This is a genomic window from Lentzea sp. CC55 (genome assembly GCF_021056325.1).
Classification (GTDB): domain Bacteria; phylum Actinomycetota; class Actinomycetes; order Mycobacteriales; family Pseudonocardiaceae; genus Lentzea; species Lentzea jiangxiensis.
Map to the genome: position 1 here is coordinate 24,935 of NZ_JAJCXE010000043.1, position 22,572 is coordinate 47,506.

General features: G+C 68.6%; 24 protein-coding genes. 14 read left to right on the top strand and 10 right to left on the bottom strand.

Annotated features, from left to right (window positions below):
- The first annotated feature begins 56 nt into the window (after nucleotides 1-56).
- From L6E10_RS27335 to L6E10_RS27345, 3 genes are read left to right on the top strand one after another with little or no spacing between them, the layout of a single operon-like run.
- Nucleotides 57-866: a hypothetical protein gene (locus tag L6E10_RS27335; RefSeq protein WP_236222748.1), complete on the top strand. Its 810-nt coding sequence runs from the start codon at nucleotides 57-59 to the stop codon at nucleotides 864-866.
- A 36-nt stretch (nucleotides 867-902) separates the two neighbouring features.
- Nucleotides 903-1,337 carry an SRPBCC family protein gene (locus L6E10_RS27340; protein WP_236222749.1) on the top strand — a complete coding sequence of 145 codons (435 nt, stop codon included), beginning with the start codon at nucleotides 903-905 and terminating at the stop codon, nucleotides 1,335-1,337.
- Nucleotides 1,334-1,645, top strand: a complete 312-nt coding sequence (locus tag L6E10_RS27345; RefSeq protein WP_090100231.1) for a helix-turn-helix transcriptional regulator — start codon at nucleotides 1,334-1,336, stop codon at nucleotides 1,643-1,645. The genes L6E10_RS27340 and L6E10_RS27345 overlap by 4 nt, the downstream gene beginning before the upstream one ends.
- On the opposite strand, the gene L6E10_RS27350 is transcribed toward L6E10_RS27345, so the two are convergent.
- Nucleotides 1,623-3,158, bottom strand: coding sequence for an amidohydrolase (locus L6E10_RS27350; RefSeq protein ID WP_236222751.1), 1,536 nt, complete (start codon nucleotides 3,156-3,158; stop codon nucleotides 1,623-1,625). The genes L6E10_RS27345 and L6E10_RS27350 overlap by 23 nt on opposite strands.
- A gap of 10 nt (nucleotides 3,159-3,168) precedes the next feature.
- Nucleotides 3,169-4,419 carry a lysine N(6)-hydroxylase/L-ornithine N(5)-oxygenase family protein gene (locus tag L6E10_RS27355; RefSeq protein ID WP_236223010.1) on the bottom strand — a complete coding sequence of 417 codons (1,251 nt, stop codon included), beginning with the start codon at nucleotides 4,417-4,419 and terminating at the stop codon, nucleotides 3,169-3,171.
- A gap of 93 nt (nucleotides 4,420-4,512) precedes the next feature.
- On the opposite strand from L6E10_RS27355, the gene L6E10_RS27360 reads away from it, so the two are divergent.
- Nucleotides 4,513-5,460, top strand: a complete 948-nt coding sequence (locus L6E10_RS27360) for a methionyl-tRNA formyltransferase (RefSeq protein ID WP_236222753.1) — start codon at nucleotides 4,513-4,515, stop codon at nucleotides 5,458-5,460.
- Between the two features lie 63 nt (nucleotides 5,461-5,523).
- Nucleotides 5,524-6,174 (top strand): HNH endonuclease family protein, encoded by a 651-nt coding sequence (locus L6E10_RS27365; protein ID WP_236222754.1) that lies wholly within the window; start codon nucleotides 5,524-5,526, stop codon nucleotides 6,172-6,174.
- On the opposite strand, the gene L6E10_RS27370 is transcribed toward L6E10_RS27365, so the two are convergent.
- Nucleotides 6,111-6,563 carry a hypothetical protein gene (locus tag L6E10_RS27370; protein ID WP_236222755.1) on the bottom strand — a complete coding sequence of 151 codons (453 nt, stop codon included), beginning with the start codon at nucleotides 6,561-6,563 and terminating at the stop codon, nucleotides 6,111-6,113. The genes L6E10_RS27365 and L6E10_RS27370 overlap by 64 nt on opposite strands.
- A gap of 95 nt (nucleotides 6,564-6,658) precedes the next feature.
- Entirely contained in the window at nucleotides 6,659-7,309 is a 651-nt protein-coding gene (locus tag L6E10_RS27375) for a hypothetical protein (RefSeq protein WP_236222757.1), read from the bottom strand.
- Between the two features lie 356 nt (nucleotides 7,310-7,665).
- Between L6E10_RS27375 and L6E10_RS27380 the strand changes: the two genes are divergently transcribed.
- Nucleotides 7,666-7,881 (top strand): hypothetical protein, encoded by a 216-nt coding sequence (locus L6E10_RS27380; protein WP_236222758.1) that lies wholly within the window; start codon nucleotides 7,666-7,668, stop codon nucleotides 7,879-7,881.
- Here the strand turns inward: L6E10_RS27380 and L6E10_RS27385 are convergent.
- Both L6E10_RS27385 and L6E10_RS27390 read right to left on the bottom strand, forming a co-directional pair.
- Nucleotides 7,878-8,147 (bottom strand): DUF2277 domain-containing protein, encoded by a 270-nt coding sequence (locus L6E10_RS27385; RefSeq protein ID WP_236222760.1) that lies wholly within the window; start codon nucleotides 8,145-8,147, stop codon nucleotides 7,878-7,880. The genes L6E10_RS27380 and L6E10_RS27385 overlap by 4 nt on opposite strands.
- Before the next feature lie 7 nt (nucleotides 8,148-8,154).
- Complete coding sequence (locus tag L6E10_RS27390) at nucleotides 8,155-8,715, bottom strand: helix-turn-helix domain-containing protein (RefSeq protein WP_236222762.1); 561 nt, start codon at nucleotides 8,713-8,715, stop codon at nucleotides 8,155-8,157.
- A gap of 50 nt (nucleotides 8,716-8,765) precedes the next feature.
- Between L6E10_RS27390 and L6E10_RS27395 the strand changes: the two genes are divergently transcribed.
- Entirely contained in the window at nucleotides 8,766-9,578 is an 813-nt protein-coding gene (locus L6E10_RS27395; protein ID WP_236222764.1) for an NAD(P)/FAD-dependent oxidoreductase, read from the top strand.
- Here the strand turns inward: L6E10_RS27395 and L6E10_RS27400 are convergent.
- A complete protein-coding gene (locus tag L6E10_RS27400) occupies nucleotides 9,562-11,274 on the bottom strand; it encodes a cell wall metabolism sensor histidine kinase WalK (protein WP_236222765.1) in 1,713 nt (570 codons plus the stop codon). The two genes, L6E10_RS27395 and L6E10_RS27400, sit on opposite strands and share 17 nt — an antisense overlap.
- Nucleotides 11,271-11,936, bottom strand: coding sequence for a response regulator transcription factor (locus tag L6E10_RS27405; RefSeq protein ID WP_236222767.1), 666 nt, complete (start codon nucleotides 11,934-11,936; stop codon nucleotides 11,271-11,273). The genes L6E10_RS27400 and L6E10_RS27405 overlap by 4 nt, the downstream gene beginning before the upstream one ends.
- Before the next feature lie 80 nt (nucleotides 11,937-12,016).
- Here L6E10_RS27405 and L6E10_RS27410 point away from each other — a divergent pair, with 80 nt between their 5' ends.
- Nucleotides 12,017-12,796 carry a DUF3152 domain-containing protein gene (locus L6E10_RS27410; RefSeq protein WP_236222769.1) on the top strand — a complete coding sequence of 260 codons (780 nt, stop codon included), beginning with the start codon at nucleotides 12,017-12,019 and terminating at the stop codon, nucleotides 12,794-12,796.
- Nucleotides 12,797-12,852: 56 nt separating this feature from the next.
- On the opposite strand, the gene L6E10_RS27415 is transcribed toward L6E10_RS27410, so the two are convergent.
- Nucleotides 12,853-13,614 carry an AraC family transcriptional regulator gene (locus tag L6E10_RS27415; protein ID WP_236222771.1) on the bottom strand — a complete coding sequence of 254 codons (762 nt, stop codon included), beginning with the start codon at nucleotides 13,612-13,614 and terminating at the stop codon, nucleotides 12,853-12,855.
- Between the two features lie 88 nt (nucleotides 13,615-13,702).
- Between L6E10_RS27415 and L6E10_RS27420 the strand changes: the two genes are divergently transcribed.
- Nucleotides 13,703-14,506, top strand: coding sequence for an NAD(P)H-binding protein (locus tag L6E10_RS27420; RefSeq protein ID WP_236222773.1), 804 nt, complete (start codon nucleotides 13,703-13,705; stop codon nucleotides 14,504-14,506).
- Here L6E10_RS27420 and L6E10_RS27425 read toward each other — a convergent pair.
- Nucleotides 14,482-14,865, bottom strand: coding sequence for a hypothetical protein (locus tag L6E10_RS27425; RefSeq protein ID WP_236222774.1), 384 nt, complete (start codon nucleotides 14,863-14,865; stop codon nucleotides 14,482-14,484). The genes L6E10_RS27420 and L6E10_RS27425 overlap by 25 nt on opposite strands.
- Before the next feature lie 315 nt (nucleotides 14,866-15,180).
- Between L6E10_RS27425 and L6E10_RS27430 the strand changes: the two genes are divergently transcribed.
- Genes L6E10_RS27430 through L6E10_RS27450 form a run of 5 tightly spaced genes read left to right on the top strand, consistent with a single transcriptional unit; the run spans nucleotide 15,181 to nucleotide 22,487 of the window.
- The gene (locus L6E10_RS27430; protein ID WP_236222775.1) at nucleotides 15,181-17,751 is read left to right on the top strand and encodes a Z1 domain-containing protein; all 2,571 of its coding nucleotides are present in this window, start codon (nucleotides 15,181-15,183) and stop codon (nucleotides 17,749-17,751) included.
- A complete protein-coding gene (locus L6E10_RS27435) occupies nucleotides 17,751-18,749 on the top strand; it encodes a PD-(D/E)XK motif protein (RefSeq protein ID WP_236222777.1) in 999 nt (332 codons plus the stop codon). Before L6E10_RS27430 ends, L6E10_RS27435 begins: the two co-directional genes overlap by 1 nt.
- Nucleotides 18,749-20,809 carry a hypothetical protein gene (locus tag L6E10_RS27440; RefSeq protein ID WP_236222779.1) on the top strand — a complete coding sequence of 687 codons (2,061 nt, stop codon included), beginning with the start codon at nucleotides 18,749-18,751 and terminating at the stop codon, nucleotides 20,807-20,809. Before L6E10_RS27435 ends, L6E10_RS27440 begins: the two co-directional genes overlap by 1 nt.
- The gene (locus L6E10_RS27445) at nucleotides 20,806-21,702 is read left to right on the top strand and encodes a hypothetical protein (RefSeq protein ID WP_236222780.1); all 897 of its coding nucleotides are present in this window, start codon (nucleotides 20,806-20,808) and stop codon (nucleotides 21,700-21,702) included. The genes L6E10_RS27440 and L6E10_RS27445 overlap by 4 nt, the downstream gene beginning before the upstream one ends.
- Complete coding sequence (locus L6E10_RS27450) at nucleotides 21,702-22,487, top strand: DUF6339 family protein (protein ID WP_236222782.1); 786 nt, start codon at nucleotides 21,702-21,704, stop codon at nucleotides 22,485-22,487. The genes L6E10_RS27445 and L6E10_RS27450 overlap by 1 nt, the downstream gene beginning before the upstream one ends.
- Nucleotides 22,488-22,572: the final 85 nt, after the last annotated feature.

A 22,572-nucleotide genomic window follows, 5' to 3' on the forward strand; every position in this document is an offset into this window, starting at 1 on the left:
GTGCAAAAGGTGGTCACCGCCTTGGCGGGGTCGCCGCGGTCGGGTTCGCTGGTCGAGTGCCCACGGAGAAGGAACGGCTCGACGCGGTCGAGCCGCAGGTCGCGACCCTGATCAGCCACGTCGGTCAGCTCACGGCGGAGCTCGAGCGCGTCACGGCCCGGCTCACGGTGCTCGAGCGGCGGTTGTCCGGTGCCGGGGACGGGCCGCTGGCCGACCTCGACGCGGTGGCCGGCGACATCGCGCCGCTGGTCGAGGCGTTGCGCAAGGCGTGGGACGCCGAGCAGGAGATCCTCGCCGACCCCGCGCGGGTCGAGCTGAGGCAGCAGGTGCTCGAGTTCGCCGGGCTCAAGGCCCGGCGGGACGAGGCCCGGTCCAGGTTGGACGGTGGGCGGGTGCCCCGGTTCGAACGGGACGCGCTGTCGCACGAGGTGCGCCAGATGGAGTGGCTGATCAACGCGAACGAGGCCGGCGCGCGGCGGGCGGCCGAGCGGCTCGCGGCCGACGAGGACGCCACGGGGGAGCAGTGGCGCACCGAGGCCGTGCTCGCGGGCGGCAAGGCCCGGGGCGAGATCAGGGAAGCGGCGGCGCGGCGGATCTCCGCTGCGCTCGGGCAGTACGCGCGGATGCCCGTGTGGTTCCGGGTCGGCCTGGGCGAGATCCCCACGCCGGACCCGTCGTTCTGGCTGGAGTCGGCGATCGCGGTGCTCGCGTACCGGCTCGAGTACGGCGTCACGGACGCCGTCTCGCCTCTGGGGGCGGCACCGTCGGCGGCGTCGGGCAGTGAGAACTGGGTCCGCCGCACCAACGTCCACGCCGACATCACCGACCGCCTCACCACGCTGGCAGCCACGTTCCACCTGCAGTAGCCTGTTTTGCAACCGCTTGGTTGCAGGAGGTGGCGGGTGGACCGGATCGAACGCGACGTGCTGGTCAACGCGTCGCCCGCGCGCGTCTGGAACGCGCTGACCTCGGCCGAGCACCTCGGCACGTGGTTCGGCGACGCGGGGGCCACGGTGTCGGAGCTGGCGCCCGGCGGAGAGGTCACCCTCACGTGGACCGAGCACGGCACCGGGCGTGCGATCATCGAGGCGGTCGAGCCCGAGACGTTCTTCTCGTGGCGCTGGTCGGGTCCGCTCGGGCCGGACCCGGTGCCCGGCAACGCGACGCTGGTCGAGTTCACGCTCGTCCCGCAGGACGGCGGCACGCTGCTGCGGGTCGTGGAGAGCGGGTTCACGCAGCTCGACCTGCCGTCGGAGGAGCAGGAGCGGTACGCGTCCGGCAACGTCGACGGCTGGGGCCACGAACTCGACGAGCTGCGGGAGCACCTGGAGAAGTGAGTCAGGTCGATGACGTGCTGGCCGCGCTCGCCGATCCGATGCGCCGACGGATCCTCGACCTGGTCGCCGCGAAGGGCGCCGTGTCGGCGTCGGCGCTCGCGACCGAGCTGCCGGTGAGCAGGCAGGCGATCGTGAAGCACCTGGCCGTGCTGGAGAGGGCGGAGCTGGTGGCGTCCGAACGCGCAGGCCGGGAGAACAACTTCTCCGTCCGGTCCGGCGCGCTGGACGCCACGGCCACCTGGATGGCCGGCCTCGCCTCCCAGTGGGACGCGAGGCTGGCGGCCATCAAGAAGATCGCTGAAAGCTGAAGGCGCCGCCGACCACCGTGGCCAGCACGGGGATGTCCGCGATCGCGTCGCTCGTGCGCGGGTCGTCGCCGAGCACCACGAGGTCCGCGAGCTTGCCGGGCGTGAGGCTGCCCAGCACGTGCTCCTTGCGGCACGCGTAGGCGCTGCCGAGGGTGTAGGCGTGGATCGCCTCCTCGACGGTGATCGCCTCGTCCGGCCCGACCGCGCGGCCGCCGGACGACCGCCGCCGCACCATGAACTCGATGGCGCGCAACGGCGCCCCGTCCGCCACCGGCCGGTCCGAGCTGCCCGCGACGGTGATCCCGCGGTCGAGGAACGACCTGCCGCGGTACAGCCACGGCGCCCGCTCCTCGCCCATGATCTCGCTGTAGTCGTCGCCGTACGCGTGCAGGAACGTCGGCTGCACGACGGGAACCAGCCCCAGGGCCGCGATCCGGTCGAGCTGGTCGGGACGGACCAGGCCGCAGTGCTCGACGCGGTGCCGAGCGTCCGGGCGTGGCCGCTGCCGTTGCGCCTCGGCCACGGCGTCCAGGGTGAAGTCGATGGCGCGGTCGCCGATCGCGTGGATCGCGAGCTGCCAGCCCGCGTGGTGCCCGTCGACGATCGCCGCCCGCATGAGCTCCTCGGACTCGGCGAGCTGACCCGAGTTGTCCGTGCCCGCGTACGGCTCCGTCAACGCGGCCGTGCGCGCGATCATGCCGCCGTCGGTCCACAGCTTCATGGCGCCCAACGACAGCATGTCGTCGCCGAACCCGGTGTGCAGGCCCAGGTCGATCGCGCGGGGGATCCGGTCGGCCGGATCGGCGGCGACGTCGTGCAGGACGTGCGCGGACACCATGAGCTGCACGCGGATCGGCAGCCGGGCGCGCTGGTACGCGGCGGCCTCCAGCGGGCTGCTGGCGATCAGGCCCGCGCCGATGCCCGCCTCCGCGCACATCGTGACGCCCTCGGCGAGCACCTGCCGTGCGCTCTCGTGCAGCTCGGCGGTGATCTCGTCGAGCGAGTACGGCAGGCGCAACGTGCGCGCGGCCAGCTGCTCGTTCTCGGTGAGCCAGCCGTCGCTCGTGATCTCCGGCAGCCGCCGCAGCACCGCGGAGTTCACGACGCACGCGTGCCCGGACAGGTCGGCGACGTAGACGGGCCTGTCGCCGCTGATCCGGTCGAGGTCGGCGGCCGTGAGCGGGGAGTCCATGATCCGCCGGTCGTAGCCGGACGCCTCGATCCAGCCGGTGCCGGGAGCGCCGGCGAGGCGGTCGAGGACGGCGGCCGCGGTCGCCAGGCCGGTGATGTCGATCGTGCGACGGCCGTTCCACGCGAGGTGCGTGTGGGCGTCGATGAAACCGGGGAGCACCACGGCGCCGCCGAGGTCCACGGTCTCGGCGGCCGGCAGGTCCGCGACCTGCTCGTCCAGTCCGGCGATGCGGCCCTGCCAGATGCCGATGGTGTGCGCGGCGGGGCGTGCCGGGTCCATCGTGATGGCCCGGCAGCCCGTCAGCTTCAGGTCGAGTTCCACCCGGTGAGTCTTACGCGGTCGCGAGGACCGGCACAGGGGTGTGGGTGAGCACCGAAGCCAGGATTTCACCCGATCGAACCGCGACGTTCGACAGCAACGACGACGTGATGCCGTGCGAGTGCTCGGTGCCACCCTGCAGGTAGATGCCGCCCTTGAGCGACGACTGGAGGCGGTAGTCGCGGCCCACGACCAGGCGGCCGGCCTCGTCCCGTGCGCACATCTCGTCCAGCGAGCCGAGCATCGGCATGGCCTCGTCGTACCCGGTCGCGAGCAGCACGAGGTCGGTGTCGACGAACTCCTGCTCGCCGGTGACCAGCGACTGGATCACCGCGCGGGCGCCGTCCCGGGTCTCCTCGACCGCGACGAGCCGGGTCATCTTCATCATCTTCAGGCGCTCGGTGCCGAGCACCTTCTCCCGGTACGTGGTGCGGTAGAGCTGCGCGATCAGGTCGACGTCCACGACGGAGTAGTTGGTGTTGCGGTGGTACTCCATCAGCCGCCGCTTCACCGCGTCCGGCGCGTCGAAGTAGTGGTCGACGGCCTCGGGGTCGAAGATCCGGTTCGCGAACGAGCTGTCGTCCGCGGGGGAGTAGCCGTAACGGGAGAACACCGAGCACACCTCGGTACGCGGGAACTCGCGGTGCAGGTACGCCACGGCCTCCGCCGCGCTCTGCCCGGCGCCCACGACGACGCAGCGCTTCGGGTCGGTGAGCTCGCCGACGCGGTGCAGGAACTCGCTGTTGTGCCACACGCGGTCCGACAGCGCGACGCCTTCGGGCACGGTCGGGCGCAGTCCGGTGGCGAAGACGAGGTTGCGGGCGTGGTACACGTCACCCGTGGCCGTCGTCACCTCGAACAGGTCGTCCTGGATCGCTTCCACGCCAACGGCTTCGGTGCCGTAGGAGACCACGTCGTCGACCTGCGCGGCCGCCCACTCGAAGTAGTCGTGGAACTCGACGCGCAGCGGGAACAGGTTCTTGTGGTTGACGAAGTCGATCAGCCGGCCGCGGTCGCGCAGGTAGCACAGGAACGAGAAGCGGCTGGCCGGGTTCCTCATCGTGACCAGGTCCTTGAGGAACGACACCTGCATGGTGGCGTCGTCGAGCAGCATGCCCCGATGCCAGCCGAACGCCTGCTGGCGTTCCAGGAACACCGCGGTGACGGGGGTTTCGGCCTGCTCGTTGTGCTCGGTCAGCGCGATGGCGAGCGCCAGGTTCGAGGGACCGAACCCGATACCGACGATGTCGTAGATCGGATGCATGAGCACCGAACTTAGGGCAGCCTAAGCTATCTTGGCAAGCCGTCAGTTAGGTTAGCCTGACCGTAACGCACCGGAGTGAAGGAGGACACCCCCATGAGGGTCGTCATGTTCGGGTTCCAGACCTGGGGTCATCGCACCCTGCAGGCACTTTTGGCGTCCGAGCACGAGGTCGTCCTGGTGGTGACCCACCCGAAGGGTGAGGGTGCGTACGAGAAGGTCTGGAGCGATTCGGTCGAGGACCTGGCGCGCGAGAACGGTGTCGACGTCCTCGTCCGCGAGCGTCCCGAGGACCAGGAGTTGCTCGACGCCCTCAAGGCCGCGGAGCCGGACGTGATCGTCGCGTGCAACTGGCGCACCTGGATCCCGCCGCAGGTCTTCGCCCTGCCCAAGCACGGCACGTTGAACGTGCACGACTCGCTGCTGCCGAAGTACGCGGGCTTCTCGCCGTTGATCTGGGCGCTTCTCAACGACGAGAAGGAAGTCGGCGTGACGGCCCACATGATGGACGACACGCTCGACGCCGGCGACATCGTGCTGCAGCGCTCGGTCCCGGTCGGCCCGCGCGACACGACCGCGGTCCTGTTCGAGAAGACGCTGGAGCTCTTCGGCCCGATCACCGTCGACGGCCTCGCCGAGATCGCCTCCGGCCGCACGGACTTCACCAAGCAGGACCGTTCGCAGGCCTCGTTCTTCCACAAGCGCGCGGAGGAGGACCTGCGCATCGACTTCACCTGGACGGCCGAGGAGCTGGACCGCCTGGTGCGTGCGCAGTGCGCGCCGTACCCGAGCGCGTTCTGCTTCCACCGCGGCCGGCGGCTGGAGATCATCGAGGCGGACGTCTCCTCCGCGGTCTACGGCGGCACCCCCGGCCGGATCTTCTACCGCGAGGGTGACGGTGTCGCGGTCGTCGCGGGAGCCGAGGCCCGCCGCGGCCGCAGCAAGGCGTTGCTGGTCAAGAAGGTTCGCACCGCCGACGGCGTGGAGCTCGGGGCGCACGAGTACTTCAAGAACATGGGCGGCTACCTCACCTCGCGCCCGTGACCGCGCCATGCGGATCACGGGCCGGGTGATCGGTCCGTGATTCGCATGGTTAATCATTGCCGCATGAATCGCGCGGCGGTGACGTCACTGGTGGTCTTCCTGCTGCTCGTGGCGGTGGGCTGGTACCTCACGAAACTCCAGTCCCCGCAGGAGAACCCGCCTGCCACCCCCGCGCCCACGGGGTCCGCCCCGACCGGTTCGTCCGACCTAGCCGCACTGGTCATCGCGCCCGAGGGCAAGATGGCCGGCTACAGCCGCGACCGCTTCCCGCACTGGGCCTCGCAGGGGAACTCCTGCGACACCAGGGAGATCGTGCTGCAGCGCCAGGGCGTCGACGTGAAGTCGGACAAGGACTGCAAGGCCACGTCGGGAACCTGGACCAGCGCCTACGACGGCGTGGTGATCAAGGACGGTGGCGAGGTCGACATCGACCACACCGTGCCGCTCGCCGAGGCCTGGCGCTCCGGCGCCGACAAGTGGACCGACGAGCAGCGCAAGGCGTTCGCCAACGACCTCGGCGGGATCCAGCTGATCGCGGTGACCGCGAAGTCCAACCGCTCCAAGGGCGACCAGGACCCGGCGAAGTGGAAGCCTCCGGTCGCCGCGTACGGCTGCACGTACGCGCGGCACTGGATCGCGGTGAAGATCAACTACAAGCTCACCGCCGACCAGGCGGAGCACGACGCGCTCGCCGGGTTGCTCGCGACCTGCTGAGCCGTGTCCCGTGAGATGGGAGTCACGGGCCAGAGAGCGGGCTTGCGGGCCGGGGTGACCGCGACGAGCCCGCTCACGACCTCCCCGGTGAGCAGGTCGTGGAGGAACGCGGACACCGGCCCGTCGTGGTCCTCCTGTTCGGAGAACTCGCTGTCGCACAACGTGATCGTCCACCGGCCGGGTGGGCCGTCGGCCCGCCAGTGCGGGGTGCAGCCGCCCTCGGCCGCCGTCCCCCGCGGGACGAGGCCTTCCGGGGCGGCGTGCACGTCGGTCGTGAAGTCGTCGAGCGAGTCCTCGTCGGCGATCGGCGAGATCACCGAGACGACGTGGTCGAAGACCGCGCCGCCGACAGGAGTTTCTTTGTAGTCGGCCGGGAACGCGAACCCCACGTGGTCCTCGGCCTCGGCCCAGGTCAGCTCCTGCTCGCGCCGCTGCTCCCACCCGGCAACGCGACGAGGTCCGCGCTCCGCGACACGGTGTCTCCCTAGCCGACCTGGACGGACTCGAACAGGCCGGACAGCTTCCAGTGCGTCACGTACCCCACGGCCTCGGCGGCGATCAGCACGTCGAGCTTGCCGAGGTTCGTCCGCGCCGGCATCTGGTAGGCCTTGCCGCGCCGCACGTCGAGCACCATCGGCGTGGCGCCGGGCAGCGTGTCCGCGACCGTGTGCTGCAGGATCCGCAGCGCCACGTTCGCCGCCTCCCTGGTCAGCGGGGCCTCCTTGGTGTGCACGAGCACCGCGTAGGTCGACCCGTCCTTCTTGCGCAGCCCGAGGTGCGGCCGCACCTTCAGGGTCAGCTCACCGGCGCGGTAGGTGGCCCCCTCCACCGGCACACCGGTCGCCTTGAACGACGCCAGCCAGGGCAGGAAGCCTTCGGCGATCTCCTCGAACGCCCGCGGCTGGCCCGTGCGGTTGGCGCTCATGACCGCCTTCTCGAGCTCGATCTCCGGCTCGGTCGAGTTGACCGCTCGGCGCATGGCGTCGCGGATCGGGTTGTAGAACCCGCACACCCGCGTGTCGGAGGCCAGGTACATCCCCCGCTGTTCCGACACGATGTTGATGCGTCCACGCTGACCGCTCATGACGTACTCGGTGAACGACAGTGCGGTGACGCTGACGTTGTTGTCCGGCAACGTTTTCTCCCCTCGTACCGCGAGCTTCACCTGACGTTATCCGAGAGGTCTGACAAAAACGGGCCTGCTCCGAACGGCCCATCCGCTACGCAGAGTTGAGGATCACTCGGTTGGGGGATACGTACCGTTGCGACCTGGGTCGCAATCGGTGAACGGACGGTGATGGGCTGGCAACCGATCACGCGAACGACCGTTCGTCTGCCGTTCGCCGACGCTCACCCAACGCTCACCGCATGACCCGGTGGAGTGACACTCCGTAGAAGATCAACTCAGGAGAATGGATCCGTCCGGAGGAATCACGGCGGAGGAGCACGATGGCGGTCAAAGCGGAGCGTTCACCCGATAGAGCGGGTGACGTGGAGGTTCCGCAGCCGCGGCAGTCGGCGAGGTGGCTCGCCCACCTGGGAAGCTGGCCGCACGCGGCGCAGGTGACTGTCATCCTCGTGCTGATCGCGCTGCTGTTGTGGGCCATCGCCGTGACTCTCGGGCCCGACCAGGCCTTCATCGTCGGCTCCGCGGGCGTCGCGGCCAAGCTGATCTGCATGTACCTCGACACCCGCGTCCGCCGTTAACGCGCGTAGCGCTCGGCCGCCCTGGCCTTCGCCTTCGCGGCCTCCACCTCGCGGTCCTTGGGCGGAGCCGTCGTGACCAGCGCGTCCAGCAGTTCCCGCGTCGCCGCCGCCACGGCCGCGACCGCCTGGTCGAACGCGGCCTGGTTCGCCACGGACGGCTTGGCCGCCCCGCTCACCTTCCGCACGTACTGCAGCGCCGCGGCCTGCACCTCGTCGGAGGTGGCCGGCGGTTCGAAGTTGTGGAGCACCCGGATGTTTCGGCACATGCCCCCACTATGACCTGTCCGGCGGCGCCGCGCGGGTGTGGATGCGTTCTCCCTGCTTGCCGAACAGGCTGATGATCTCGGCGGGCCTGCCGTCCGCGCTGCTGAAGCTGTGCGGCTGCCGGCAGTCGAACTCGGCCACCTCGCCCGCGCGCAGCACGATCTCCTTGTCGCCGAGCCGCATCCGGATCCGCCCGCTCAGCACGTAGAACCACTCGTAACCCTCGTGCACGCGCGGTTCGTGCAGCTCCGAGTCCGTGATGATCATCTTCCACGCCTGCAGGGGCCCGATGGAGCGGGTCAGCGGGATGCCGACGCGGCCGTGGTCGAGCTGGCGCGGCTTCATCGCGACGCGCGGATCGCCGACCTCGGGCGCGCCGACCAGGTCGTCCAGCGTCACCTGGTAGGTCCGCGACAACGGGAGCAACAGCTCGAGCGTCGGCTTGCGCTGGTCGGTCTCCAGCCGCGACAGCGTCGACTTCGAAATGCCCGTCATCTCGGACAACGCCGCCAGCGTCAGGTCGTGCTCGGCGCGCAGGGCGGCCAGGCGCTGGCCCAAGGTTGTTGCCATAACAGCAACTTACTTTGCCAAAACCGGGCTGTCGACCGCACCCTCGGAGCATGGACTACGAAGTGGTGATCATTGGTGGGGGAGCGGCCGGGCTGAGCGCCGCCCTGATGCTGACCCGGGCCCGTCGCAGCGTGCTCGTGGTCGACGGTGCCGAGCCGCGCAACGCGCTGGCCGCGCACATGCACAACTACCTCTCTCGCGACGGCTTCTCGCCGTTGGAACTGCTCAAGCACGGGCGTGCCGAGGTCGAGGGCTACGGCGGCGAGATCGTCAACGACGAAGTTCGCGGCGTCACCAGGACCGATGACGGGTTCGCCGTCGAACTGACCGGCCGCACGGTGCGGGCTCAACGCCTGCTGTTCGCGACCGGCCTGGTCGACGAGGTGCCGGAGAACCTGCGCGACCGCTGGGGCCGTGACGTCTTCGGCTGCCCGTACTGCCACGGCTACGAGGTCCGCGACCAGAAGCTCGTGGTCTTCGGCGAGGAGATGAAGGTCGCCCTGGTCCGGCAGTGGTCGGACGACGTCACGCACGTCCCGTCCGTCGACGGCGTCGAGGTCGAGGACGACCGGCTCGTCGCGGTGATCTCGGGAGACCGGCGGGTACCGGCCGACGCGCTGGTGTACTCCGCACCGGTGAAACCGCGCGACGAGTTCCTTCTGGCGTTGGGCGCCGAAACCGTGGAAACACCGGCCGGCCAGTTCGTGCGCACGGACGCCAAGGGCCGCACGAGCGTTCCCGGCGTCTACGCGGCCGGCAACGTCACGGACCCGGCGGCCATCGTGATCGTCGCCGCCGCGCAGGGCGCCCAGGCGGCCGGGATGATCAACGTCGACCTGCTGGGCCTCATGCCGGCAGGCTGATCCGGAACGTCGAACCCCGGCCGGGCTCGCTCGTCACCGACACCGCGCCGCCGTGCGCCTCGACCAGGTGCCGCGTGATGGCGAGCCCGAGTCCGCTGCCGCCCGTGGTGCGGCTGCGGGACCTGTCGGCTCGCCAGAAGCGGTCGAACACGTGCGGCAGGTCGCCGGGAGCGATGCCGGTGCCGGTGTCCGCGACCTCGAGGACCGCGCTGTCCTGCGACCGGAAGAGCCTCACGACCACCTCACCACCGGGCGGGGTGTAGCGGACGGCGTTCGCCACGAGGTTGCCGAGCGCCTGCCGCAGTCGCACCGGGTCCGCGGTGAGGTGCACCGGCGTCGTCTCGGCCCGCAGCAGGACCTCGCGGTTCCGCTGGGCGTTGACGACCTGGTCCACGACGTCGTCGAGCGCGATCGGCTCGGGGTGCAGCTTCAGGGTGCCCGCGTCGGCCTGCGCGAGGTCGTGCAGGTCGTCCACGAGTCGTTGCAGCAGAAGGGATTCCTCCAGCAGCATGCCGATCAGGTGCGGGTCCGGGTCGGCGAGCCCGTCCTGCGTCGCCTCCAGCCAGCCGGTGATGTTGCCCAACGGCGTGCGCAGCTCGTGCGCGACATCGCTCACCATCGCCTGCCGCTGCCGTTCGGTCTCGGCGAGCTTCTCGGACATGGCGTTGAACGACCGCGCCAGCTCACCGATCTCACCCGCGCCACCGTCCACACGTGCCGTGCGGTCGCCTTCGGCCGTGCGCTTGGTGGCGGCGGTGAGAGCGCGGATCGGACGCACGAGCTGCGTCGCCGTGACCCACGACGCGAAGCCCGCGATCGTGAGAATCCCCAGTGCCACCACCGTGATCCGGGTGGTGCCGGTCGTGGACAGGTCGATCGTCTGCGGCTCGTCGCCGGTGGTCGCCGTGAGGAAGAGCTGCACCGGTGCGGCGACGTGCGGTCTGAGCTGCTCGCGCCGCGCGCCGTCCATGCACTCCACGACCTCCGGCGGCTCGCCGCTGACGGTGGTCACCTCCCAGTCGAACGACTTCGGAGCGGGAGCCTTGTACCCGAGCCGCAGGCGCCCGGGCAGCGCGTCGGCGCACGCCGAGAACAACCGGTGCAGCTCCGCGTACGCGGTGAGCTCCGTGGCGGTGAGGACGTACAGCCGGTCGCCGACCGTGCAGTCCTCCCAGAGCGAGAGCTCCCCGGGACGGAGGTTCGGCAACCGCGGCCGGCCGTTGGGCGCGATGACGATGTTGATCCTGTTGTTGGTGCACGCGAGGAGCTCGTCCGCGTAGCTCCGCAGCTTCCTGCGCTCCTCGTCGGTGAGCTTGAACGGGCCCACCGCTCTCGGGTCGATCCTCCCGTTGACGTTCAACGGGTCCACGAGCGCCTTGGGGGTGATCGGCAGCTGCGGCGCGTTTTCCCGGCCCGTGTCCACCAGGGTCTTGCCGTTGCCGTCGGTCAGGGCGATGCGGCGGCCGTGCTTCTCCGCGATGACCTCCACGACGTCCTTCGAGCGCGTCCAGTCCTCGTGCGTGGCCGAGTAGCGCACCAGCTCGTCCAGGATCTGCGCATCCGTCACGAGCGCCTCGCCCTGCTCCTGGCGGATCGTGCCCGTCGTCGCCTGGCTCGCGAGCCACGCCGTGACCGCGATCGACCAGGCCGCGATCACCAGCGAGAACAGGAAGAAGCGGACGAGCAGGCTCTTCATACGAGCTTGTACCCTATGCCGTAGACGGTCAGCAGGCGTTCCGGCCGGCGCGAGTCCTGCTCGATCTTGCGGCGCAGCTTCATCATGTGCACGTCGACCGTGCGCGCGGTGATGAACCCGTCCTCCAGCAGCTGTTCGCGCGTGAACACCCGTTGCGGCTGCGCGGCCATCTTGGCCAGCAGGCGGAACTCGGCGGGCGTGAGGCTCACCAGCTCGTCCTTGATGCGCACTTCGTGCCGGATCGGGTCGACGGTCAGATCGCCGACCTTGAGCACCGTCGCATTCGTCTCGCGCGCACGTCCGGTGCGCCGCAGGATCGTCCGCACCCGCGCCACCATCTGCCTCGGCCGGAACGGCTTGGTGATGTAGTCGTCCGCGCCCAGGTCGAAGCCGAGCAGCACGTCGTCCTCGGTGGACCGCGCGGTGAGCAGCACGATCGGCACGTCCGACCCGGTGCGGACCGCGCGCAGCACGTCGATGCCGTCGACCAGCGGCATCATCACGTCCAGCACCAGCAGGTCGGGGTTGCGGCGCCGCGTCTCGTCGATCGCCGCCCGTCCATCGTGGACGACCACCACGGAGTGCCCGTCGTGCTCGAGGTACCGGCGGACGAGTTCAGCCTGGTGAACGTTGTCCTCGGCGACGAGGATGTGGGCACACACGGTGCGCAGTATGCAGGTCTTCACGACAGGCAAGCGGAACGCAAACAGGTTCTTCATCAGTTCCGGCCAGCGTGGCCGCCATGAAGGCGCACCTGGTGCTGGCGGCGGTCGCGTTGACCGCGATCCTGCTGACGACGGCCCAGCCGGCCGGGGTGACGTCCCCCGCGGCCGCGCCGACGTCGCCCGCCCCGCCCGTCACCGTTGCCTCGTCCTCTTCGCCGCCACCGCCGCCGCGTGTGTACACGTCCAGCGCGGACCTGCCCGACGGCCCCGAGTTCCCGGTGGCCGGCGCGGGCACGTTCCACGTCGTGCCGGGAAACGGCCCGGTCGTCGGCACGGGCCCGCTCCGCACCTACGCCGTCGAGGTGGAGAACGGCATCACCGTGGACGAGCAGGCCTTCTCGGCGTTCGTGGACGCCACGCTCGCCGACCCGCGCGGCTGGACGGCCCGCGGCGCCCGTTCGGTGCAACGCGGCTCGGGAGCCGCCTCGCTGCGCATCAGGCTGACGTCGCAGCGGACCGCGCGGGCCGTGTGCGGCTTCGAGATCCCGGTCGACGTCTCGTGCCGTGACGGCAACTTGGTCTTCCTGAGCGCCGCGCGCTGGTTCCGCGGCGCGGTCGCGTTCCTGCCGGACCTCGACTCCTACCGGAGGTACGTGGTCAACCACGAGGTCGGCCACGCGTTCGGGTACGGGCACCAGCCGTGCGGCGTGGCCGGCGGACCGGCGCCGGTGATGATGCAGCAGACGTTCAGCGTCGCCAACGACGAGATCGTCCGCATCACCGGCGGCGTGCCGCAGGGCGCCGTCATCCCGCAGGACGGGAAGGTGTGCGCGCCGAACGGCTGGCCGTACCCGTGATCCGGTGTGTGCGGCAGTGGTCGAGGTCCGTCTTCACCGACCCGCGCACCCGGACGTCACGCGCTCGCGGCGCACCGGCTGCGGCACTCGCTCGGGCTGAACCCGTGCACGCGCTTGAAAGCGGCGCTGAACCCGAACGCGTCCGCGTACCCCACCCTGCGCGCCACCGAGGCCACCGTCGCCCCCGACTCGGCCAGCAGGTCGGCCGCCAACGCCATCCGCCACCGCGTCAGGTAGGTCAGCGGCGGCACCCCGACCAGCCGGGCGAACCGCCCGGCCAGCGTCGTCCGCGCCACCCCGGCCTCCCTGGCCAGCAGGGCGAGCGTCCACGCCCGTCCCGGATCGGAGTGCATCGAGTGGAGGACCGGCCCGACCACCTCGTCGGCGAGGGCGGCCGGCCACCCGTCACCGTGCTCGCGGTCGAACCAGTCCCGCAGGGCGCACACCATCAACCAGTCGAGGAACCGGTCCGCCACCACACCGGGCCCACCCAGGCCGATGTTCCCGTAGAAAGCCGCGCACTCCTCGGTCCCGGGCACCACCAGCGCTCCGGGCAGGATCGAGACGAGGCGCCGTGCCACCGCTCCCATGGCGTCGTACGTGCCACTGACGACCGTTGCCCGCCCCTCGACGGCAACAGCGCCCTGCACCACGACGATATCCCCGGCCTTCGCGACCTCACCGCGCACCTCGACCTCACCCGAAGCCACAGCGCACAACGTGAGCCCGCCGAACACCTCCGCCCCGTCCACCTCGGTCCGGCGCACCCCGGCGCCCTCCGCGCGCATCCCGCGCAGCAGTTCGTCGAACGGCTCCATGCTCCTCAAGATACGGCCTGAACGATCGAACATCATCGATGAACTCTCGCCCATGTCGCGGCCCCGGCCGTGGAGGTTGGCTGTCCCCATGACACAAGAGATCCTGGTCGTGGGCGCCACCGGCAAGACGGGCCGCCGGGTGGTCCGCAGCCTGGAGACCCGCGGCATCACCGTCCGCAAGGCCTCCCGCTCCACCGGTTTCGACTGGAACGACACCACCACGTGGAAGCCGTTCCTCGAAGGCGCCGACGCCGTCTACCTGATCGCCCCGGAAGACCCGGCCGCGGCGGCCCCGTTCACCGACCTGGCCACCACCGCGGGCGTCCGCCGCCTGGTCCTGCTCTCCGGCCGGGGCCTCGACGAGACACCACCGGCCCTCTTCGAAGGCATGCGAGCCGCCGAAGCGGCGCTCCGCGCCAGTACGGCGACGTGGACCATCCTGCGGGCCAACAACTTCACCCAGAACTTCTCCGAAGAGGTCTGGCAGGCCGAGGTCGAGGCCGGCACCCTGTCCCTCCCGGTCGACGACACCCCGGAGCCGTTCGTCGACGTGGCCGACATCGCCGAGGCGGCCGCCCTGGCCCTCACCACCGACGACCACCACGGCCGGACCTACAACCTCAGCGGCCCGGAACCCGTCACGTTCGACACCGCGCTGGCCAAGATCTCCGCGGCCACCGGCCGCACCACCACCCTGACCCGCCTGACCCCGGACGAGTACGCGCAGCACCTGCGCGCCCAGGGCGTCCCCGACGAGGTGGTCACCGAACTGAACATGCTCTACGAGGGCATGCGAGCAGGCGTGCTGGCCACCCCGACCACCGATCTCGAAACCCTCCTGGGCCGCCCGGCCACCAGCTTCGACACCTACGTGGCGGAAACCTGGTCCTGACGGGGCAACAACAGGTGCACGGCAAACCCCGCCGCCGTCGCCAGCACCGCCTGGTAGACGACCGAGACCTGGTACCCGCCACCCACGAGGAACGCGGCGTCCAGCCCGGTCGTCCACCAGCCGGCCAGCTCACCGAGCCCCACCACGTGCCACCCGAAGAACCCGGCACACCACCCGGCAACGGCCCAGGCAGCCCGCCCGCCCCGCCGCGCCAGCAACACCACCGACACCGCGGCCACGGCGTTGAAGGCGAGCCCGATCCCGGTCAGCGTGGCGTCGGCGCTCCAGACCAGACCTGCCACCGTCTGCAGCACGAGAACGCCAACGACCAGCCCGATGCCCAACCGCGTCTTGTCCACGACCCGATTATTCAGGGGTGCTCGAAGGCGCGTCCTGAGTGCCGAAGTCCTCGTTCCACCTGCTGATCGAACCTGTGTTCACCTGTCGGCCTGCCATCCGCACTGCTCGAAGCACTCACGCCGGAGCGGTGTCAGATCGTGCGCCATGTCCACTTGTACTCCATCGGAGGCCGGTTCCGTCGGATAGTGGTCATTCGAGTAACGAATGACTCCACTTGTGCGATCGTAAGTGTTACCTGGCAGATGAGGGGCCTGGAGCGAATTCGCTCGAAAGTGCCGCCAGAATCGCGTTCTGCCCGCACCGGTGGAGGATCTGTGTCGTCCAAGCTCGATCAGGTGTACGACGTCTTCTTGGATTTGCTGGAGTCCGGGACCCCAGACGAGGCGATCAAGAAGATGGAGATACTCAGCGTCGGGCAGGAGCTGTTGCAGCAGGTCAGAGATCGACACGAGCGGGAGACCATCAAGATCAAAGAGCGCGAGGAGCCGAGGTCGGTGGTCCTCGGCAACCGCTTCACCTGGTACACCGGCCCTCGTCCCAAGGACAAGAGCTGGCCCGCGATCAAGGGCTTGCTGGAGAAAGACGGCTGGTCCGACTCCTCGATCGAGAATCTCGACGCGGCGTCGACCAAGGTCGTCTCGATGCTCAGCCACCCCAAGGAAAAGGCGTTCTCCACCCGCGGGCTGGTGGTCGGGTACGTGCAATCAGGTAAAACCACCAACTTCACCGCCGTCATGGCCAAAGCGGCCGACCGCGGATACAAGTTGTTCATCGTGTTGGCGGGTATCCACAACGGTTTGCGCAGGCAGACGCAGTTGCGGCTCGAGCAGCAACTGGTCAGGCCCAACCCGTCGGGGTGGATGCAGCTCACCGACCCCGACAAGGACTTCTACCCGCCGGCCAACGCCGCCGCGTACTTCGCCACGGCCAACAAGCAGCACGTGCTGTGCGTCATCAAGAAGAACCGGACGGTGCTGGAGAAGTTCGACCAGTGGCTCGCGTCCGCGAAGGACCACCTGCGCGACAGTCCGGCGCTCATCATCGACGACGAGGCGGACCAGGCCACCGTGGCCACGGGCACGATCAACCCGTTGATCTGCCGGATCCTGAAGCGCCTGCCGAAGTCGGCCTACGTCGGTTACACGGCCACGCCGTTCGCGAACCTCCTGATCGACCCCTCGGTACCCGAGGACCTCTATCCCAAGGACTTCATCGTCAACCTCCCCCAACCGGAAGGACACTTCGGCACCGAGGTGTTGTTCGGTCGGGACGCGTTGGACGGAGAGGATCCCGAGGACGTCTTCGACGGGCACGACATGATCCGCGACGTGCCCGATGACGAGGTGCACCTGGTCCGGCCTGTCTCGAAGACGGAGGTCGACGGCTTCACCCCCACCATTTCGGGGACACTTCGCCAAGCGATTCTGTACTTCTGGCTCACCACAGCGGCTCGACGCGTGCGCGGCACGGGCAAGGCGCACTGCACGATGCTGATCCACACGAGTGTGAACACTTCGGTGCACAACAGCTTCGGCCCGCCACTTCAATGGCTGCGGGAGAAGTGCCTGCGAGCGGTCGAGGCGGGAGACCGCGACCTGCTCGACGAGTTCCGCGAGATCTGGGAGAAGGAGACCGGCAAGGTCGACGCCCGGCAGTTCGGCGAGCGTGCGCTGGAGTTCAGCGAGCTCGAGCCGATGTTGGCGGAAGCCATCCGGTCCTGCCGGATCGTCATGGACAACTCGAGCAGCAAGGACAGGCTCGACTACGAAAGCGGTCCGGTCACCGCCATCGCGGTCGGCGGGAACACGTTGTCCCGCGGCCTCACGCTCGAAGGCCTGGCGGTGAGTTACTTCGTGCGCGCGGTGTCCGCTTACGACACGCTCCTGCAGATGGGGCGCTGGTTCGGGTACCGCAACGGATACGCCGACCTGCCGCGGATCTGGATGACCGACGAGCTTCGTGACTGGTTCCGCCATCTCGCCACGGTGGAGAACGAGATGCGGCGCGACATCGACGTCTACATGGTCGAGGACAAGACACCGCTGCAGTTCGCGGTGCGCCTGAGGACCCATCCGAAGTTGAGGGTCACCGCCGCTGCGAAGATGAAGGACGCGGTGAAGGCGGAGTTCGCCTACGGTGGGCAGCGCATCCAGACCAGGTACTTCAAGACGGACCCCAAGTGGTTGCTGAACAACCAGCAGGCGGCCAGGCGTCTCATCGCGGATTCGATCGCCGACGGCGCTCCCAGGGATCCCAGTGTGCCCGACGGGCGATTCCTGTTCCGCGACGTCTCTCATGAGCGCGTGCTGGAGTTCCTGGCGAACTACGAGTTCCACAAGAGGTCGCAGGAGTGCGACGCGGAGTTGATCACCGCCTACATCGAGAAGCGGGTGGCGGCGGCCTCCGCGTTGCGGCGGTGGAACGTGGCGATCGTGGGGAACCCGTTGGACAGGCCGCACACCAGGCCTTTCGAGTTCGCACCCGGCGTTCGGGTCGGGCAGAACACGCGCGCTCGCTTGCCTGGATCCATCACCGACGGAACCGTCGACATCAAGACGTTGATGAGCCGCAGAGACGCTGCCATCGACCTGCGGACAACCGTGAGCAAGAGCGATCTCTCCGAGGGAGAGATCGAAGAGCTACGGCATGCCCAGCTGCCCTCGACCGGCCTTCTCGTCCTCTACGCCATTGACAAGGACTCCACCCCTCACAAGACGAACCGTGCTCCGCTGGGCCTGGAAGAGGATGCCGTCGGGGTCGGACTCGTGTTCCCGAAGCCGAGGGGGCAGGACAACGCGATCAAGTGGACGTACGTGAGCGCGGACCTGTCCAAGGTCGACATCGAGGAAGAGGACCTCACGGGCCTGGACGAAGAGGAGAGGTGATGGTCGACCACCTCCGAGACCTGCTGGACGGGCATTGGAAAGAGCTGGAGAAAGAGGTGGCTTCCGCGTCGAACAAGCTGCGGACGTCCGAACTTCCCTCCACCTCCGGTGAAGGATGCCTCAACGTCGCCGTGGACCACGAAGGACGTCGTCACCTGCTCGTACCTCTGTCTTCGACGCAACACGTGCGGACACGAGGAGAAGGATCGGCTCTGCGTCTACGAGAGCGGCCACTCGAGGACGATGAGTCGTACATGCGGTACGCCGACTTGTGCTGCGCGCGAACCGATCTCAACGACGTGTTCACAGGGCTGTGCGTGGACGTTCTCCGGGCTGTCGAGGCGGCACCGGATCGGCCGTTGAAGGCGTTGTACTCCGTCCTCGACCGGTGGCGAGCCCTGTTCCAGAAGTCGTCCTCCGAGCTGGGCGCCGAACAGCTGGCCGGGTTGTTCGGTGAGCTCCTCGTGCTGCGCCGGTTGTTGGAGTCGTGGCCGACCGCCACGGACTGGTGGGTCGGGCCCAGCGGCTTCAAGCACGACTTGGTCGCCGGGACGCACGCGATCGAAGTCAAAGCCTCAGTCGCGCAAGAAGAACGCAAGTTCCGCGTCCACGGTGTCGCGCAGTTGGAGGCACCCGAGGGAGGTGACCTCCACCTGGTCTGGTTCAGACTTTCGCGATCGCAGGGCCAGGGCCTGGGATTGGTGGAACTGCTCGACGAGATTCGGCGTCTCGCCGATGACGAAAGCACACTCTTCGCCAAGCTCGCCATGGTCGGCTACCGGCCGGTCGACGCCGACCTCTACCGCGATGTGCGGTTCACCGTTCACGAAGAGCGGTGGTACGAGATCACCGACTCCTTCCCCCGAGTTCGCTCCGACTCGGTTCCGGAGTCGGTCCGAGACGTCCACTACACAGTCGACCTGGACACCGTCGTGGCACAGCCGCTGGACAAGTCGCAGATCGACGATCGCCTCGCCGAGATCCTTCGGGAGAACTGATGAACAACGCCGCGTGGTACTCACAGTCCTTTCCGCCCGAGGGCGCGAGTGCGGCCGAAGGGATCCGCAATCAGCTCGGCCGACCGGAGCTGGACCTCCTGACGGTTCTGGTGCGGGAGTCCGCGCAGAACAGCTGGGACGCCCGACTGCCGAACCGCACGGTCGACTACCGGATCGACTACCAGACCGTCAGCGCGGCTCACGCGCCGGTCTGGCGTGATGAACTCCTCCGGGAGGCACCTCAGACGGAACATCTCCCGCTCAGGGCATCGGTGTCGGCCCCGACGATCACCATCCTGACGATCTCGGATCGAGGGACGAGCGGGTTGGGCGGCCCGACACGGGCGGACAGCGCCGTCACCCAGGACCACGACTTCGTTTCCTTCGTCCGCAACATCGGAGAGCCACGGGACACCGCGCTCGGTGGTGGCACCTACGGATTCGGCAAGGGCATCTTCTACCTGATCGCGAAGTCCGGCACGGTGTTGGTGCACACCCGCTGTCGTGTCAAGGAGGGCTTCGAGACTCGTCTCATCGGTTGTGCTCTTTGGCAGAGCCACGTCAAGGGCAAGGGCGCCAAAGCGATTCGCTACACCGGCCGTCACTGGTGGGGGAACAACCGAGGAGAGGTGGTGGAACCTCTGACCGGGCCGGAAGCGGAGGTGATGGCTCACCGGCTCGGGCTGCGCGCGTTCGAAGCGGACGAGACCGGAACCAGCATCGTGGTGATCGATCCCGAACTGGGTGATCGTGACCCGCACGAGGCGACGGGCTACCTCGCCGACACGATCCTCTGGAACCTGTGGCCGAAGATGCTGCCCGATGCGGCAGGGCGCCTCCCCATGACGTTCTCCGTGCGTCACCAGGGCACCGACGTTCCTGTGCCCGATCCCAGAACCACTCGGCCGATCGACATCTTCGTCGAGGCCTACGAGAACATGTGCTCCTCGGACAAGGGCCACCAGATCGAGTCTTACAAGCCGAAACGTGTGCTCGGCAGACTGGGCCTGGAGAAACGACTCGCCCTTCCCCTGGAGCCCACCGCGGCGGCCACGGGCATGGGGATCGAGAAGGCGGTGCACCACGTCTGCCTGATGCGAACCGCCGAGCTGGTCGTGACCTACCACCAAGGTCCGAAACCGCCTGCGGAGTACATGTCCTACGCCGGCGTGTTCCGGGTGACGGCGGACATGGACGCGACGTTCGCCGCCTCCGAGCCGCCGACTCACGATGCCTGGGCGTGGCAATCCCTGGAAGGACACGACAAGACGTTCGTCAAGGTCGCCTTCACCCGTCTGAAGGAAAAGCTGGACGCACTGGTCGAGATCAACGACAAGGTCAAGTCGCCAGGGGCCGAGGTGCCGCTGGGGGCTGCGAGCAGGCAGTTCTCCAATCTGGTGACCGGCTCCTGGGGAATCGGTGGAGGCGTCCGATTCGGGAAGCCGAAGTCCGGGACCAATCAGGCGACACCCGATGAAGGCGAGGACTTCGAGTGGGAAGCCGACGAACGTGAGACGTTCACGGCCGGTCCCTTGTCGGGGGATCCGATCCCCATGCCTGACACTCCTTCTTGGGGAAGCGGTCAGCAGCCTCGTGACCACGGCGTTCTTGACGATCGGACCGACGCTCGACCGGAGATGACGTCGCAGGAGGAGCGGCCTGGGTGGCAATCGCTTGCCGGCACGCTTCCTGCCGCGCGTCCCCCGCAGGCGCCGGCTGCCCGCCCGAAGGTGCAGTACGTCTCCGAGCCCTATTACGAGTCCCGCGATGGACAGGTCGTCCTGGTGCAGGAGTTCCGGCTCCCGGTGGTGGGTGTGCAGCAGGTCTCGCCTCAACTGTCGATCCTGTTGCCGGGAAACGGAGTGCGTGAGACCGATCCGCCCATCGGTGCGGCGCGGCCCGAGTTCTTCGGATGGGAGAACGCGCACGGCTCACTCGACCGGACGAACACCCTCGTCGTCTCCGGCGGTCCGGACATCTGGCGTCTGCTGGTCGTTCCCGCGCCTGACACGGTCACTGAAATCGGAGTAGCGGTGAAGCGAGCGGAGGTGGCCAGGTGAGTCGCAGAGCGCTTCCGTACCGCACACCCGGCGATGAGGCCGTCAAGGCCCAGCAGTGGGTCCTGGTCGTCGACGGACAGGGCTTCGAACTGCCGGACGCGTTGCCGGACTGGGACTACCAGACGAGTCTGCACCTCCGGAACGAGGTTCACGTCGATCTCGACTCCGTGTACACGTCGACCGGGCTGACGCCCGACGCGAAGCTGTCGCTCGTGGTCGTGTGGACGGCCACGGGATCAGGCTTGCGTGGAACGGCGCAGCGCATCTCACTCTCCGGGGGAGGCACTCACACCGTCGAGCTCGACATCGAGCTGTCGGGCACGCAGCTGGGAGGTCTGCTCACCCTGGACACGCAGTTGGTCCTCGCGGAGTCGAGGGAGACCGGTGTGGTCGCCGCTCCCCGTCGTGGTGGATCGGTGCTGTGGACCGACAGGCGCACGCTGCACCTGCAGGGCGACGCACCGCAGTTCCCCATCGCGGTCGTCGACTTCGCGTCCACGCAGCTCCCCGCCGAGTCCGCCTGGCACGTGCAGCTCAGCGGAGAGATGAACACGGCCACGATGGGCGCCTTGCTCCTGCTCGTCAACGAGCGGAAGAAGCAGGTGGTGACCGCTTTCCAGAACGCGGCGTCACCCCGTCCGATCGACAAGGTGTACCTGTCCGCGGCATACGCCGACATTGCCAGAACCATGGTCGAACACGCGCTCGCGGACCCGGACTTCAACGAGGAGAGCGACTACGCGGAGGACAGCTTGGGCGCGACGCTCCAGAGCCTGCTGGCCAACCTCTTCCCGTACACGTCCGTTCAGCACCTGCGCCAGCGACGCGATCAATCCCCGAACCTCTTCGCGACAGAGGTCCAGGCCGCCGTCGGCGTCTTCGAGGAGGCGTGATGAGCCGCCTGTACCCCCGCCTGCTGCCCTGGCACGCCAAGGCGCTCTTCGAGGAGTATCGAGACCTGGATCTCCCTGAGCTCACGGCTCGTCACGACACCACTCACGTGTCTGCCGTGTTCGTGGCGACAGGAGGCGATCGAGTCAGTCCCTCCGATCTCGCCGAGCTGCGTGCGAAGGTGGTCGTCCTGGCCACCGAGGCAGGCTTCCCGGGCGAGTCGGACCAAGCCGCTCGAACGACGTTCGACCTCGCCTTGGCAGGCATGCTGCACAGCGAGATGGGCCTGGTGCCGGCGGAAGCGGCGGCGGGGGACATCTGGGCGTTCCTCTCGCTGGTGCTGCTCCCGGACGTCGCCTATTGGCGCAACCCGAAGTCAGGTTCGGACAACGTGCAGGCCACCGACATCACACGCCACGTGTTCGGCCGGCTGTGGTGGCGAGCGCACCTCGTCCACGATCCGGCCGAGGAGGATCCGTACTCGGCACTGGCGATTCTGGGCGAGGCCGCGTTCGACCAGATCTACAGCCGCCGCAAAGCGTTGGGCGGAAGTCCGTTCCTGGTCAAGGCGATCCTGAGAGTGTGGGGCGACCTGGACCGTAGAGGCGCTCCTGAGCGAGCCGTTCTGCGCGACTTCCTCAAGCGCCTGCTCCGGCTCGCGCCTTTCGTGTGCTTCGAGGCCATGGAGGAGCGGCAGCTGGATGCGGAACTGAGGTACGCCGCTGACCAGAGCGTTCAAGCCGTGCTGGAGGAGAAGCTGCGGGAGCGTGAGGCGGCCGCGGTCTAGACACGACGAGGGCTGGCCGTTGCAACGGCCAGCCCTCGTTCCAGCGCCCCTGGCAGGATTCGAACCTGCGACCTCGGGATTAGAA